15 protein-coding genes are annotated in these 15,287 nt (G+C 59.4%); 10 read left to right on the top strand and 5 right to left on the bottom strand.

Annotated features, from left to right (window positions below; all coding sequences use genetic code 11):
• Window positions 1-214 precede the first annotated feature (214 nt).
• The gene (locus N8888_RS01880) at window positions 215-1,639 is read right to left on the bottom strand and encodes a GAD-like domain-containing protein (RefSeq protein ID WP_263177167.1); all 1,425 of its coding nucleotides are present in this window, start codon (window positions 1,637-1,639) and stop codon (window positions 215-217) included.
• Between the two features lie 62 nt (window positions 1,640-1,701).
• On the opposite strand from N8888_RS01880, the gene N8888_RS01875 reads away from it, so the two are divergent.
• The 8 genes from N8888_RS01875 (at window position 1,702) to N8888_RS01845 (ending at window position 7,805) form a co-directional block, all read left to right on the top strand.
• Window positions 1,702-1,911 carry a hypothetical protein gene (locus N8888_RS01875; RefSeq protein WP_263177166.1) on the top strand — a complete coding sequence of 70 codons (210 nt, stop codon included), beginning with the start codon at window positions 1,702-1,704 and terminating at the stop codon, window positions 1,909-1,911.
• Window positions 1,912-2,404: 493 nt separating this feature from the next.
• The gene (locus tag N8888_RS01870) at window positions 2,405-2,773 is read left to right on the top strand and encodes a hypothetical protein (RefSeq protein ID WP_263177164.1); all 369 of its coding nucleotides are present in this window, start codon (window positions 2,405-2,407) and stop codon (window positions 2,771-2,773) included.
• A 610-nt stretch (window positions 2,774-3,383) separates the two neighbouring features.
• A complete protein-coding gene (locus tag N8888_RS01865) occupies window positions 3,384-3,698 on the top strand; it encodes a hypothetical protein (RefSeq protein ID WP_263177163.1) in 315 nt (104 codons plus the stop codon).
• Between the two features lie 159 nt (window positions 3,699-3,857).
• Entirely contained in the window at window positions 3,858-4,151 is a 294-nt protein-coding gene (locus N8888_RS18790) for an HNH endonuclease (RefSeq protein WP_429001222.1), read from the top strand.
• Between the two features lie 96 nt (window positions 4,152-4,247).
• The gene (locus N8888_RS01860) at window positions 4,248-4,667 is read left to right on the top strand and encodes a very short patch repair endonuclease (protein ID WP_317629478.1); all 420 of its coding nucleotides are present in this window, start codon (window positions 4,248-4,250) and stop codon (window positions 4,665-4,667) included.
• A gap of 94 nt (window positions 4,668-4,761) precedes the next feature.
• Entirely contained in the window at window positions 4,762-5,580 is an 819-nt protein-coding gene (locus N8888_RS01855; protein ID WP_263177160.1) for a NaeI family type II restriction endonuclease, read from the top strand.
• A gap of 402 nt (window positions 5,581-5,982) precedes the next feature.
• Window positions 5,983-6,939: a DNA cytosine methyltransferase gene (locus N8888_RS01850; RefSeq protein ID WP_263177158.1), complete on the top strand. Its 957-nt coding sequence runs from the start codon at window positions 5,983-5,985 to the stop codon at window positions 6,937-6,939.
• A complete protein-coding gene (locus N8888_RS01845) occupies window positions 6,936-7,805 on the top strand; it encodes an NgoMIV family type II restriction endonuclease (RefSeq protein WP_263177156.1) in 870 nt (289 codons plus the stop codon). Before N8888_RS01850 ends, N8888_RS01845 begins: the two co-directional genes overlap by 4 nt.
• 60 nt (window positions 7,806-7,865) lie before the next feature.
• On the opposite strand, the gene N8888_RS01840 is transcribed toward N8888_RS01845, so the two are convergent.
• The 3 genes from N8888_RS01840 to aceE form a co-directional block, all read right to left on the bottom strand.
• Entirely contained in the window at window positions 7,866-8,387 is a 522-nt protein-coding gene (locus tag N8888_RS01840) for a HEPN domain-containing protein (protein ID WP_263177154.1), read from the bottom strand.
• Complete coding sequence (locus N8888_RS01835) at window positions 8,387-9,562, bottom strand: DUF262 domain-containing protein (RefSeq protein WP_263177152.1); 1,176 nt, start codon at window positions 9,560-9,562, stop codon at window positions 8,387-8,389. The genes N8888_RS01840 and N8888_RS01835 overlap by 1 nt, the downstream gene beginning before the upstream one ends.
• A 94-nt stretch (window positions 9,563-9,656) precedes the next feature.
• Window positions 9,657-12,344 (bottom strand): pyruvate dehydrogenase (acetyl-transferring), homodimeric type, encoded by a 2,688-nt coding sequence (gene aceE / locus N8888_RS01830; protein WP_065175416.1) that lies wholly within the window; start codon window positions 12,342-12,344, stop codon window positions 9,657-9,659.
• Between the two features lie 573 nt (window positions 12,345-12,917).
• Between aceE and N8888_RS01825 the strand changes: the two genes are divergently transcribed.
• Window positions 12,918-13,475, top strand: a complete 558-nt coding sequence (locus N8888_RS01825) for a PadR family transcriptional regulator (protein WP_053520111.1) — start codon at window positions 12,918-12,920, stop codon at window positions 13,473-13,475.
• A gap of 59 nt (window positions 13,476-13,534) precedes the next feature.
• On the top strand, window positions 13,535-14,332 hold the full coding sequence (locus tag N8888_RS01820; protein WP_053520112.1) for a siderophore-interacting protein: 798 nt from the start codon (window positions 13,535-13,537) through the stop codon (window positions 14,330-14,332).
• Between the two features lie 16 nt (window positions 14,333-14,348).
• Here the strand turns inward: N8888_RS01820 and N8888_RS01815 are convergent, their stop codons facing one another.
• Complete coding sequence (locus N8888_RS01815; RefSeq protein WP_263177150.1) at window positions 14,349-15,173, bottom strand: hypothetical protein; 825 nt, start codon at window positions 15,171-15,173, stop codon at window positions 14,349-14,351.
• Window positions 15,174-15,287 lie beyond the last annotated feature (114 nt).

The raw sequence follows: 15,287 nt of genomic DNA, 5'->3' as shown, positions 1-15,287 counted from the left end.
CGTACGAAGACGGCCGTTCCGGCGTGTGCGCACGGAAAGGCTGGCTGGGTTAGCGGGGGGAATGGTAACAGGAGACAGGGAGGCGGGGGTGGGATGCTGCACCGGGCACCCGCGAAATCGCTGCGAAATGCCTGTGTGCGCCCGCGTAGTGCCAGCGAGGGGGCATTCACGGCCGGCAAGGAGGCCGAGTTGGATTCACGGCCCTGGCGCCCTTCTAAGAATCCGGAGCACGGGTAGTCAACACGTCCCCGACCAAGGGTCCATATTCAATGACACCGTCCTCTCCGCGCCGATACCTGATGCCCGCCCTGCAGGCAAGCGGTGCCATATCCCAAACCCATCCCTTGAGTTGGCGACGTGTATTCTCAGGCGAATAGAGCGGCATGTTCATGCGCAACCCGTGGTCCTCGCCCAGATCGAGCGTGCACATGACAGCGCCCTCGCCGTCATGCTCTTCGTCGAGATCTGGATCGTCAACGTGAGTGATGGTCGCAAGGAGAGGTTCAACATGAATCAATGCTTGCAGCGCATATGGCATATCCGTGAATGATGGTGCTGCGCGGCCATCGCTGGGCTCCTCTACGAATGGCACGTCCAGCGTGACGCAACGAAAGTAGTGTTCACTTCGCCCCATCACGCCACGCCCGCCGATGGCGGTTGCCATGTCCGCCAACTCGTCGGCACGCAGCAGGAAGGTCGTGTGATCTGCATGCATCGCCACCAGTTTTTCATCATTGGCGTCACTGCCCAGGGAATCTTCCCGCAGGGTGACGTCGAGCGCGACGATGTCATCCCCCTCAGAATTGCTGGAAATCTCGTAGGAGCCGCTGTAAACGCGCATCTCGGTGCGCTCGAACGTCTTGTGATGAATGCGCCAGAACAGCAAGTGGTACTGGCCGCTCGGCTGCAGCGCCAGCAGCCGATGCCAGTCGATGTAGGAAGACAGATACAGCCCGGCGAGTCCCGGGCCTGTTGCAATGCCTTCGAACATGGAGCGATGCTCGACTGGCAGCGCGTCGGCTACTGTCGTCGGCTCGTCGGTCTTCGACTTGGGCAAATCAACGGCATCGCGAAGGCGGCGATGCATGTCGAGCGCATTGACCTTTGCGACCCTTAGCGTCTGGGCCGAGAACAGCATCTGATCGACTTCATAAACTTCGCCGGGCGCGAGTGCTCCGCACGCTTCTCTTGCGGCCCGAGCCAACGCCGGTGAAATGAGCGTTTCGAGTGCCTCCTGCTCGCAAAGGAATGTGTTGAAGAAGTCATCCAGACTCCACGCCAAGTCACCCGTCTTCTTTGACACGGGATCGATGTAGGCCACGTCTTCGTCGGCTTCCGACAGTTTTCGGTAATAGAGAAGTGTGCCGAAAGGCGTCAGCGCGATGGGAATGCGCCGTACGGAATCGGGTGGCGAAACAATCCAGCGATCAAGCACGGATTGCCATTGCCGGGGATCGATCAGCGCGAGCTGAAGGTCGCCATAGAATCCGAGACCTTTCCGGCGCCACAGATCGAGAAGGCTGGCGGGGAGAACACCCTCATAGGCGGAAGCACGCTTATGGGGAGCAGGCGAAACCTGCCGCGACGGCCGATGCGTCTTGACGAAGCGATGTAGGGTGAGGCGGCGAGGAAGGACCAATGCATCTGTTCCTGTCATCAGACGTATGCCCAGTATCCTGCCCTCCCCGTTTGAGGATGACCATGACCAGAATCGACGCCGCATGGCTGGAAGCCTTCGACAGGGAGTTGCTGCATCTGTTCGCCATCGACCATGGCAATGCCGGCATGGACGAGTATCTGCTGGCTTGCTACGCGGACCTTCCGCCACGCGAGGCGGCACTCGCATTCGGAAGCGATTACGACCTGGAGCGCGACGATGCCCTGTGGCCTCGGCCGGGACTGGAGCCCTAACGTTAAGCCGTGTCGCAATTGCCACGCTTTCTCTATCAGCCCTTTGTGTCGGGTGTCGCTTTTGGGGCCTTGCACGGCGCCAAAGCGTGCTTTCTGCTGCGCATTCGGGCCGTAACTTAACAACGGCGGAAACCGCCGCACCACAGGGGCTCCGCCGCATTGGAGTCGTGTAACAATGCCGTAAGCGTCAGCACTTGTGGCCTCTGCGGCCCACGGTTCCTTGGCATCTCGCAGCCATGCGAGTACACCTTTGCATGCCACCTCACACAGGGTGGCGCGGGCGTCGAAAACCCGGTCAACAACCATGTGTTTGCGCTTGTCAGTCGGCGTCACGTTTACGTGGCGCCGGCTGGCAATCCGTTCGCGTTCCATGGCGGACGGTGCGTGGGGGCCTTCGGGCCCGCCGGATTGGTTGTTGACCGGTTTTCGAGCCACGCATCGTCCCGCCACCTTCATCGGTGGCGGTGCTATCTGTTCTGTACGGAGCATTGCCATGAACGAATCGAATTTCCGTTCCCTGCACGCGCAGTACGATCCGGCCAATTCCGAGCCCGAGCGCGACGCACCCACCGATCCCAACGGATTTGTCTCGACCCTGCGTCGCATCGGAAAGGGTGCGGCCGCAGATGGACAGCCGTGGCCGGAGCGGCATCCATTGCCTGGGCGTTGTCTTCAGCTGGCGGATGCGGACTGCGCGCTAGCGGGATTGCGCGTGGTGGCAGAGTTGATGCTGGCTGCGGAGCGGACTCGGCAGAATGGAGCGCCTGAGGAGTACGTGGGGGATCGAGTGATGGAAGGGTTGAAGATGGCGTGCGTGGCGTTGACTGCGCAGGCTACTGAAAGGTTGCATGTGCGGGAGTAGCGCCTAAGGCTTGAACCTCTCAAGCAATAGGCTGCGGGCTGTCGTCGCGGCCGAATTGTCCGTTCGCCTCCGAGCTGCAGGACTTCCAATGAAGTCTCTGACATACGCGGTACTGTGCTTGGCAGCGCTGATTGGTTCAGCGCTCGCCCACTTCCACCTGCCAAAATGCTATTTGGAGCTGAAGATCTACATCAAGGTCTCAGCTGCAGAGTTTGCTGTCATGCGCGAGGAAGCCCTAGGCCTAGCGGCTGAAGATGCAGCGCTCGGTGCCAGACGCTTTGAAGCAAGGTACGTCGAACTCACTTGCCAAGGCGAGCCAGTTCTGCTGGTGGACAACTCAGCACAGTTGTTCATCCTAGGCTTCATAGGCCGAGCCATTGAGGTGCCTTGCGTTCAACCTCTACTCTAGCACTGGAGTAGCCGACTGCTTCCAGCCGATTAGGGCTTTGCAACTGAACTCCACATACGAGACGCATCGACGGACCTGAACAGTCTTCGATTTGCGCTGACACACTACCCTCCTCCACCCCAAGCCATCAGCGGCTCATTGTGTCGTTTACGGCATACTCTCCCCGGAAGCGCCACGCACGGTCGAGGACAGGGGAAGGCTGTGAGCAGGTGGACTGACGACGAATTGGCTGCTGCCGTCGAGGCGTATCGCCAAATGGAGGCGCTTCTCGCCAATGGATCAGGCTTTGAGAAGGCCAGGGTCTATCGGGAACTCGCGGACCGCCACGGGCGCACAGCCAAGGCGTGGGAGTACCGCATGCAGAACATCTCTCATGTTTTGGATCAGGCAGGCAAGCCGTGGCTACCCGGGCTTCTTCCAGCTTCGAACGTAGGTGCGAATGTTGAGCCGAAACTTGCCAAGCTCCTTGGGCTTTCTGGTGAAGCGCTCACATCGGCCTGCGGTCCTGCAAGGTAACTGTTGGAGCAGGAGACTAAAGCAGCAGAAGCATCTGGCAGTTTCTCCCCAACAGACGAGGTTGACGAGAGGCAACGTGTGCTCGCGGCTATTGTTCGGCGCCGCGGCCAGCCTGTGTTCCGTAAGGCACTACTGGAGGCGTACGGCGGTTGCTGTGCTATGACGGGGTGCAATGTGTTCGATGCGCTTGAGGCGGCCCACATCCATCCCTACTCAGGCCTAAAGAGCAACGATGTCAGGAACGGTCTTTTGCTCCGTGCCGATGTGCACACTCTGTTTGATTTGTATCTAATAGCCATCAACCCCGGTTCTCTGCGGATCGCCGTGGCGCCTGCTCTCCAGCAATCAACCTACTTCGAGGTGGATGGCCGTGAGCTGAGAATTTCATTGCTGCCTGAGCTGTCAGCCTGCCAGGAATCAGTCGCTTGGCATCGTTCGCAGTGCCAGTGGTAGGAAGCGGCATGGGAACTATGGAACGTTCACTTGCTATCTACCGAGAGCTGAAATAGGCAAGAGTATTCTTCATCCGAGAAGACCTGAGGCAGGACGATGCCCGACATTCTTAGTCCTGAAGCACGAAGCGAGCGAATGTCCAGGATTCGCAGCTCAGATACCAAACCGGAGCTGTGGCTGCGCAAAGCTATGCATGCTCGAGGCTTTCGGTACGTGCTGGGGGGAAGGGGGCTTCCTGGACGACCAGATATCGTGCTGCCGAAGTACAGAACCGTCATCTTCGTGCATGGCTGCTTTTGGCATCTGCACAGTTGCTTGAACGGAAGAAGGCCGGATAACAACGCTCGCTACTGGTCCCCCAAGTTGGACGCAAATGTGCGGCGCGACCGTAGGTCGGCGCGCCGCTTAAGGGCCGCAGGCTGGAAGGTGATTACCGTTTGGGAGTGCAAGATCAAGCGGGAAGCGGACCGAGCCCGAGAGATCGATCGCATAGTCAGATTATTGCGGCCCGACTGACACCCCAGGATCCCGAGAATAGGGCAGCGGCCAACTATGGGCCGTTCACGGCATAACCTTACGTAAATTGCCCACATTGTGATAGAAGGGCTCAATGAACGGCCCTTTGTTACAAGTTCCTCAGCTGGATGACCCCGCTCTAGAGCAGGTTGCCGCTGCGCTCTCACGCGACCCTGCTCTGCTAGGCAAAGTGGGGCAAGCGCTTCGCACGGCGTTCGACGAAGTGATTGACGCCCCCCGTACGGGGCGATTTTGCATTGATCAGCTAGAGAAGACAGAAAAGACCTACATCGGCACAAAGGTTGAGATCTTGCTTCGCAAAGCCTTGGCGCTGGAGCGGGGAGTCTTATTGGACAATCTAATTGTCGGCCACGAGGTTGATACCAAATTCACAGTCAAGAAGGACTGGATGATCCCGCAGGAGGCGATTGGACAGCTTTGCATGCTTGTTCGAGCGGACGATGTGAAGGGTCTTTGCTGGCTCGGCCTGTTGCGAATGACCCCAGCAGTACTGACCAATGGCCAAAACAGAGACGGAAAGAAGTCCATCTCCGCTGCCGGTAAGGCGCAGATTCGATGGCTCGTAGAAGGTCCGATGCCCAGGAACTTCATGCTGGATCTCCCTGAAGTGGTGCGCTCGGCAATCTTGGCCCAGCCTAGCGGGCGGCAGCGAGTGCGTGCGCTCTTCACCATGGCCACGGGCCTTCTCATTCCACGGGACGTCATCGAACAGTTAGCGCAGCAAAGGGATGCGGTGAAGCGGGCTCGCGAGATGAAGGAAACGCTGGGGAGGGAGGGCTACCAGGTCCTTTGTGCCACCTATCTTGCGGACCGCGAGATCATGATCGCCCACGGCTTCACCCCTGCAACCAAAGATGAATGGTTGAGCCTCAGGATCTCTGATAACCCTTAAGGCTTTGCTATAGAGGCTCGCAGCCAGCAGCTTCCAGGCCTCGGTTTACTGCGTTACACAATGGGCCAGCCCGGGCCTTGACATTTTGGGGATTTCGGAAGCGATTTGGCGGAATTGACCTGCAGGAATGGCGTCCCAATCGCCCTGAACTCCAAACACTTGCACTAGCGATCAGGCTTGGTACGCTGGCAGTTGCCAGAGAAGGGGAGTCCAGGCATCTGGACACGCCACGCACTGTCATGCTGTTTAGGGGCACGCCTGCCCTAGTCTCAGCATCTGATACGGCGCCAGCGTGTACTTGCTGACCCCACCGGCCCCACCCAACACCTGGTGCTCTAAGGAGCTCGCGCTGTAGCCAGCGCGCCCACCTCCTACCGGGCTCCTTTCTGATCTGAGATCTACATGAGTCAATTCACCTCCCTTGAGATGTGCGCCGGTGCTGGCGGACAAGGCCTTGGCCTAGAGATGGCCGGCTTCGACCACTCTGCGCTCGTGGAATGGGAGCCGGCCGCATGCCAGACGCTCCGTTTGAACCGCCCGAACTGGAACGTGATTGAGGGTGACCTTCGCGAATTCGACGCATCACCGTACAAGGGCGTAGACCTCGTAGCCGGCGGCGTGCCCTGTCCTCCTTTTTCGAAGGCGGGAAAGCAGCTTGGTGCTGACGACGAGCGCGACCTGTTCCCTGAAGCTGTTCGAATTGTCGACCAGGTGAGGCCTCAAGCCATCATGCTTGAGAATGTACGCGGACTGCTCGACCCCAAGTTCGACAATTATCGAAAGGGGGTCGAGAAGGAACTCAAGAAACTGGGATACTGGGGAGATTGGCGACTGCTCCACGCATCCGACTTTGGCGTCTCGCAGCTTCGGCCCCGCGTCATATTTGTCGGCATGAAGAAGGAGCTCGCTTCGGCATTCTCATGGCCAGATGCACTGAAAGAGCCTCCGAAGACAGTAGGCCAGCTTCTGCACGACTTGATGGGAGCAAGAGGCTGGGATCAAGTTGATGCATGGAGAGAAGGCGCCAACACGATCGCGCCGACTCTCGTCGGTGGATCCAAGAAGCACGGCGGCCCTGACCTTGGACCAACCCGCGCCAAGAAAGCATGGGCTGTGCTCGGAGTGGACGGTATGGGCCTATGGGATCAAGCGCCCGAAGCTGATTTCGTGGGCATGCCACGCTTGACACCACGGATGACCGCGAGAATTCAAGGATTCCCGGACAGTTGGGAGTTTGCGGGCCGCAAAACGGCCGCATATCGGCAGATCGGCAATGCGTTCCCCCCCCCAGTTGCTGCCTCGGTTGCAAGCCAGATAAAGAAGGCGCTGCTGCGCCGAAATTCGGTCAAAGCAGCATGAGCGACCAAATGGGAGCTAAGTTTACCAGCGAGCGCCTAGCCTTCCATGCGACGCTACTCAGCAGAATTCTGACCTTGGACTCGGAAGGCAACCCTTCAAACTCGGATAAAGACAGTGGCCCGAGTAAAAAAATCAGCAAGCACATAGCCCAACAGCTGAAGGTGGAAACTACCGCAGCGCGTGCAGCGGCCCAGACATCTGGCGCTAGTTTCGAGAGCGCGTGCGCCGACTTCGTGCGAGCGACATTCACGACGCTCAAGCACATTCGCCCCGGAAATTGGGAAATTCAGCAGGTCGGCGGGAGAAATCGGCGAAAGATCGCGAACTTTCAGCAATACGCGCACCTTGTCGCCCTAGATAATGCAACAAGAGGGAATCGGGAACTGGCGGCAGCACTCGGTGGCGATTACACAATAACTCCTGATATCATAATTTCCCAGGGCCTGATAGACGACAGCGTCATTAATTCAGAAGAATTCCTGGTAGATAACGAAGTCGCAAACCGCGCATCAATTCGAAAATCCAATGGCGGATTGAGCCTGCTCCATGCGAGCATCTCTTGCAAGTGGACGATACGGAGTGACCGAGCTCAGAACGCTCGATCTGAAGCGCTGAACCTTATAAGAAATCGAAAGGGAAGACTACCTCATGCGGTAGTAGTGACCGCGGAACCGTTGCCTAGTCGACTAGCGTCCATAGCTCTAGGCACAGGTGATATTGATTGCACATATCATTTCGCACTATATGAACTACAAAAAGCAGTAGAAGATCTTGAGTTAGAAGACGCCAAGGAAATGCTATCCATACTTGTCGACGGCCAGCGCATCAAGGACATTAGCGATCTACCACTGGACCTTGCAGTGTGAACTGCCCTCGGCACCGCGACAATTCGCCAAAGAACCGCTAGCAACATACCCACTTTCGCATCAGTGCCAGTCAGATATAATTGCTTCAAAGAATTCAATGAATTTACACCCGCGCTGATAGAGCAAGTATATCTCTTCGGTCGTCAAGTCTATATTGAAAGAAGCGTAATTGCTGTGAACCATCTGATTGCGAAGCGCACATATTTTTAGAAACGCTGATTGGGACTCCCTCAGTTTTTTCGAGTCTTTTATTTTTGACTCAGCCTTATTTTTGCAAGTAGCACCGAAGGCTCCAAATAGCCTATTTGTGTTTGCCGAATCAAAGTCAAAGTAATTATAGAACTGCCTTGAAATGGCCTTCGTCTCTATTAAGCTTCGAAAGTCATCAGGAACATTCCGCCTTCGGGCAGACCTTTCAATCGCCATTCCAAGCTCGTGCTCAAAATGTGACGCGGCAGCAATCAGTACGCTTTTTCTCCAAACGTCTTCCGCAGTGACAACTAAAGAAATCTCCCCCTTCTTTGTCAAGAATTCTTTTATTGAATCTGCCGACAACTTAAGCTCCTCGACCGTCTCCACCATCAGCCTCCAATTATGGCGGAAGCTAAACTCAGTCGTCGGTACACGTTATCAGATTTACTTGTACCCTCTGATGAGGCAGAGATAAATCCAGGGTCAGAGCGAAGCTTATTGAGACAAGTTATCGAGACTTCAGGAACTTGCATTGCCCTCTTATCAAAAACTGGCTTACATGCGGCATAGAAGACCGATTCGAATAGTGAAATGTTGAATCGATTGTTTGCCGGAGTAAAGAAAACCTTGCTCGGCAGACGACTAGTTGCCACCAAAAATTCATCAAAGATCCTCTCCAAATACAAATTGTGCTCTGGAGTATTTCCTTTCGACTTCTTGGAGAAGAGATTCAAGAATTTCGTCATTGAAGGAGCATATGAATCTGCATCAACTAACAGCGCAAATGCTCTGAGAAGAATTTCAACGTCCTTCATATGAAGATCCAAATCTTCACGGCCAACCAACTGACGCCATCCAGGCTTTGAATTCATCCGCTGAAGTACAGCGTAGAAATCAGAATGGTACATGCTCGCCCGGATTTCCTGAGGCGTTAAATTAACACCCCCAGAATTAAGGCGATTAAATATCTCAAAAACCGCCGAATCGTTACCGGTCGACGTTGCCTGCTTGACAATTATATTCCTAACAGTGCGCAAATCAAAAGCAACCTTATAATCACCCAATGTTGAATAATTAAGGCCATTAAATCGGCTGGGATTTCCCGGCAACTGCTCAGGCAACTTCAATTTAAACGAGACGAAATATTCGTCATCATCGATGATGTGCAAGGGAATATCGCCAGAGTACTTATCGAAGATAGCTCGAAGTTCGGCCCGTCTATCCTGACGAGGGAAACGCTGGAGCATGAAGTAATAAATGGACATCAGGCGTTGCTGCCCATCGATCACGAGAAAGCTATTGCGCGCATCCTCGTAGAGAAAAATCTGCGGAACAGGGAGGCCAAGTATAAGAGACTCAATGAGCTTCGATGCCCGCTTGATGTCCCATACAAAATGCCGTTGAAATCCCGGAATTTTGACTGCACCAGACTTAATAAAACTAAAAATAGTAGCTACATTAAAATCGTTTGGCGAAGAGCTTATTTCATATTCATCAATGCGGCCATCGACATCCGAATCCTGATCGTCGTCAAACCAGTCTTTGTTAGCGTCTAGTACTTCCATGCTCCACGCCTCGCGGTCAGACCCACAAAAAAGAGGGCATCATTGCCGAAACATGCAATGATGCCCTACAGACTAGGCTTTGATAGAACTCCTATCAAACCCCAACAGGATTAGCCTTCTCCGGATCAATCTTGTACTGCTTGATCGCCCGGGCCACATCCTTCGCGGTCATCTTCCCTTCCTTCGCCAGCGCCGCAATCGCGGCATGTGCGATGTAGTACCGGTCAACCTCGAAGAAGCGACGCAGGTTCGCACGGGTATCCGAACGGCCGAAGCCATCCGTACCCAGCACCGTGTACGACATCGGCACGAACGCGCGGATCTGGTCCGCATACGCACGCACGTAGTCGGTAGCGGCAATCGCCGGGCCCTGGCGGCCTTCCAGCAGCTCGGTCACGTAGGCCTTGCGCTGCTCGCCTTCCGGATGCAGGCGGTTGTGGCGCTCCACATCGAAGCCGTCGCGGCGCAGTTCGTTGAAGCTCGGGCAGCTCCAGATATCGGCGGTCACGCCGAAGTCCTTGTCCAGCAGCTCGGCGGCGGCGATGGCTTCGCGCAGGATGGTGCCCGAACCCAGCAGCTGCACGCGCAGTTCGCCCTTCTTCGGCTTGCCGGCGTCGGTCAGCAGGTACATGCCCTTGACGATGCCCTCGGCTGCGCCTTCCGGCATGTCCGGGTGGGCGTAGTTCTCGTTCATCAGGGTCAGGTAGTAGTACTCGTCCACCTGGTCTTCCATCATCGCCTTGGTGCCGTGCTGCAGGATCACCGTCACTTCGTAGCCGAAGGTCGGGTCGTAGCTGCGCACGTTGGGGATGCCACCGGCCACCAGATGGCTGAAGCCATCTTCGTGCTGCAGGCCTTCACCGTTCAGCGTGGTGCGGCCGGCGGTGCCACCCAGCAGGAAGCCGCGGGTGCGCATGTCGGCAGCCTGCCAGGCGATGTCGCCCACGCGCTGGAAGCCGAACATCGAGTAGTAGATGTAGAACGGCAGCATCGGCACGTTGCTGACCGAGTAGCTGGTGCCGGCGGCCATCCACGAGCTGATCGCGCCCGGCTCGCTGATGCCCTGCTGCAGCACCTGGCCGCTCTGGTCTTCGCGGTAGAACATCAGCTGGTCGGCGTCCACCGGCTTGTACTTCTGGCCGAACGGCGCGTAGATGCCGATCTGGCGGAACAGGCCTTCCATGCCGAAGGTGCGGGCTTCGTCGGCCACGATCGGCACGATGTGCGGGCCCAGCTCCTTGTCGCGCAGGGTGATGTTCAGGCTCTGCACGAACGCCATGGTGGTGGAGTACGTGCGTTCGCCGCTGCTCTTCAGCAGGCGCTCGTAGGTTTCCAGCTTCGGTGCGTTGAAGCTCTTGTCGGCCTTGCGGCGGCGCTGCGGCAGGTAACCACCCAGGGCGGCACGGCGCTCCTGCAGGTACTGCACTTCCGGCGAGTCCGGGCCCGGGTTGTAGAACGGCACCTGGCCGTCCTTGAGCTGCTCGTCGGTCACCGGAATGTTGAAGCGGTCGCGGAAATGCTTGACGGCTTCGTCGTCCAGCTTCTTGGTCTGGTGGGTCGGGTTCAGCGCTTCACCGGCGCTGCCCATGCCATAACCCTTCACGGTCTTGGCCAGGATGACGGTCGGCATGCCCTTGGTGTTCACGGCCTGGTGGTAGGCGGCGTACACCTTGTGCGGGTCGTGGCCACCGCGGTTGAGGCGCCAGATGTCGTCGTCGGACAGGCCGGCGACCATCGCGGCGGTCTCCGGGTACTTGCCGAAGAAATGCTCGCGGGTGTACGCGCCGCCGAAGGCCTTGCAGTTCTGGTATTCGCCGTCGACGGTTTCCATCATCAGCTTCTTCAGGACGCCGTTGGTGTCCTTGGCCAGCAGGGCATCCCAGTAACCGCCCCACAGCAGCTTGATGACGTTCCAGCCGCCGCCGCGGAACACGCCTTCCAATTCCTGGATGATCTTGCCGTTGCCGCGCACCGGGCCGTCCAGGCGCTGCAGGTTGCAGTTCACCACGAAGATCAGGTTGTCCAGGCCTTCACGGCCGGCCAGGGCGATGGCACCCAGGGTTTCCGGCTCGTCCGACTCGCCGTCGCCGATGAAGCACCACACCTTGCGGTCGGACTTCTCGATCAGGCCACGGTTTTCCAGGTAACGCATGAACTGCGCCTGGTAGATGGCGGCCAGCGGGCCCAGGCCCATCGACACGGTCGGGGTCTGCCAGAAGTCCGGCATCAGCCACGGGTGCGGGTACGAGGACAGGCCACCGCCGTCCACTTCCATGCGGAACTTGTCCAGCTGCTCTTCGCTGATGCGGCCTTCCAGGAAGGCGCGGGCGTAGATGCCCGGGGCGCTGTGGCCCTGGATGAACAGCAGGTCGCCCGGGTGGTTGTCGCTCGGGGCGCGCCAGAAGTGGTTGAAGCCCACGTCGTACAGGGTGGCGCCGGAGGCGAACGAGGCGATGTGGCCGCCCAGGTCGCCCGGCTTGCGGTTGGCGCGGACCACGGTGGCCATCGCGTTCCAGCGGATGATCGAACGGATGCGCCATTCCAGCTCGGCATTGCCCGGGCTCTTGGCCTCGAACTGCGGCTCGATGGTATTGACGTATTCGGTGGTGGGAGAGAACGGCAGGTAGGCGCCCGAACGACGGGTCAGCTCCACCATGCCTTCCAGCAGCTGATGCGCGCGCTCGGAGCCCTCGACATCAATAACGGCCTTCAACGACTCGATCCACTCCTGGGTTTCCACAGGATTCGGGTCGTTGTTCAGCACCTCGTTCAACCAGTTCATTAGCGCTCCCATAACCGCACGCACGCGCGCGACTGTTGTATAGATATCTAGACCGCAAAGTGTAGCGCACCAAGGGCTTTCGTCACTTGGCTACGCTGGCGTATGGACGCATGCAGCCAGTGTCCGCAAGGCATGTCCCGCCTGTCTTCGGCGGGCCAGCAGGCGCGCTGCAGGCCTCTGCGGCGGGCATTGGACTGCTTCGGGCACGTCGCGATTGCCCGCCTGGCGCATGTGCAGAACGAAGTGTTACCCAGGGCGATGACCGTTGTAGGGCACGGCCGACCGCGTGTGGGCCTGCGCCGGGGGCACCGCAGCTGAATGACTGATGCGGTGTCGCGCCTGGCTCTGGACCGGGCTGCGCCTGCCGCGCAAGGTGGCGGCGAGTGTTGGCACTGCCGCAACGGCCCGCCGTCTGGCTGCCTCGCTCCCTTCCACAGTGGTCCCCGGGGCGCACCGCAAGGGCGCCCTTTCTGTGTACGTGGCCCAAACGCGGCACGGTTGTGGCCGGATCGATGCTTGCCGGCGCCTACCCTATCGATATATCGTTTCGATACTCGTTACCGATATATCGAAATGAGCCGTTCCCCTTCCCCCAGAACCCGTTCCAGCGAATCGGCCGTGCCCCGCCGCCATGGCCAGCCACGCGTGCTGAGCCGGGGCGACCTGCGTCTGCTGGTGCTGGCCCTGATCGGCGAGCAGCCGCGCCATGGCTACGAGCTGATGCAACTGATCAGCAACCAGTTCCTGCAGGCCTACACACCCAGCGCCGGCACCATGTACCCGCTGCTGGCGAGCTTCGAGCAGGCCGGCTGGGTGGCATCGGAGGAAGTGGATGGCCGCCGGGTGTTCCGCATCACCGCCGCCGGCGAGTTCGAGCTGAAGGTGCAGCGCACCCAGGTGCGCCTGGCCCAGCGACGGGCCTTCGACCGCGCCCGCGAGATCACCAAGGCATCGCTGCCGCCGCCGCTGGCCAGCGCCCTGCGTGACTTTAAGCGGGCGCTGGTGCATCACCACGGCCGCTGGGCCGAAGGCGAGGCCGAGCAGGTGGCGGCGCTGCTGTCGCAGGCATCGGCACTGATCAACGGCACCACCGGTAGCGAGCCCACCTCTTCAACGACCCAGCCAGACTGACTCCAGCCAGGTCTCCCCCTACGCCGCGCCCCCTGCGCGACACCTTTACAGGTATTCCCATGACTGAACATCACAACGCGCGCCTGCGCCTGGATGTGAGATTCCGCGAACTGACGGTGCTGCGCACCGAGGTGGTCACCCCGCACATGCGCCGCGTCGTGCTGGGCGGCGATGATCTGGCCGGCTTCGATTCGCCCGGCGCCGACGACCACATCAAGCTGTTCTTCCCCAACGCCAGCGGCGAAATGGTGCTGCCGGTGCTGACTGCCGAAGGCCGCAGCTACCCGGACGGCAAGCAGCCGTCTCCGGCACGCGACTACACCCCACGCTGGTGGGACCACGACGCCGGCGAACTGGCCATCGACTTCGTGCTGCACGACCAGGGCATTGCCGGGCCATGGGCCGAACGGGCGCAGCCGGGCGACACGCTGGTGATCGGCGGCCCGCGCGGCTCGTTCGTGGTGGCCGACAGCTACGACGCCTACGTGCTGATCGGCGATGAAACCGCGCTGCCGGCCATTGCCCGCTGGCTGGATGTGCTGCCGGAGGGCGCCGAGGTGCAGGCCTTCATCGAAGTGAGCGATGAAGCCGAGCGCCAGGACCTGCCGCAGTACGAGAACGTGCAGATTCACTGGCTGGAACGCAATGGCTTCCCGGCGGCCAGCAGCACGCTGCTGGAGGACATGCTGACCGACTTCGAGGCACCGGAGGGCGACACGTTCTACTGGATCGCCACCGAATCGCGTCGCGCACGGATGATGCGCAAGTTCATCGAAGGCCATCTGGGCGTGCCGCGCGACTGGATCCGCTCGACCGGCTACTGGAAGGCGCACCCGGACGATACCGACGGCGACTGAGCGCGCCGCGCTGGCCTCAGTCTGCGTGAGCCGGGCATGGCCCGGCTCTGCAGCAGGCAGCCACCGGGATGTGTTGCTGTCGCCATCCGAACCGGTGCGCGGCCCAGATTTCCAGCGCCATCAGCAGCACAACGACCAGCCACGGCAGCAGCAGGCCGAAATACACGCCCGGCATCATGCCGTTGATCTGCGCTTTCACCAGTCGCAACACGCCGCGGGTGTGCAGCAGTTCGTCCACGCGCATCGTCAGCGCTTCGCGCACCACCGTCGGCTCCACGCCCAGTACACCGGCCTTGTCCACCAGGGTGTCTTCCACCAGGCCGCGCAGCACGCCTTCGCGCACCTTGCCGATCACCCAGCCACTGGCGCGTGCCAGTACGCCGTCACCCAGGCGATCCAGTACCGGCAGCGGGTGTTCGCTGAGGTAGGCCGAGGCGACCGCTTCGGCCACATCGCCCACCGTGCCTTCGCTGTGCAGCGCATCGCGCATGCGCGGGTCGTCAAGCGAGTCGGTGAACCCGTGGCTCCACTGGGCCACGAGCGTCTGCAGATGCGGCTGGAAATGGTCCATCTGCTGGAGCAGCGCGCGGTGCGCGCCCGCGGTGAAACCCAGCTGCAGGCCGAAGAAGGCAGTGCCCAGCGGCAGCAGCAGCGCGTAACTGGCCAGCAGCCAGTGATGCCAGCGCCTGCGCCGCTGCAACCAGCCGCGGCGGCGCAGCGCATACCAGCCGGCCAGTCCGACCATGAGGCCCAGCAGCGCGCCCAGCACGCTGCCCACTGCCAGATCGGGCACGCTCAACCCGGCCCAGAATTCGTTCAACCAGTACTGCACGTCCTGCATGGCCTTACCTTCCGTGGATGAAACAGCAGGCGATTGTAGGACCGGGTTCACCCTCGGTGGCTCTTCGGCCCATGCCACGGGGTCAGACCCCTTGTCCCACGGAGCGGCGCATGA

The sequence above is a fragment of the Stenotrophomonas maltophilia genome (assembly GCF_025642255.1).
GTDB classification, from domain to species: Bacteria; Pseudomonadota; Gammaproteobacteria; order Xanthomonadales; family Xanthomonadaceae; genus Stenotrophomonas; species Stenotrophomonas maltophilia_P.
The sequence above is the reverse complement of the archived record's forward strand: the minus strand, read 5'-3'. Positions and strand labels throughout refer to the sequence as shown.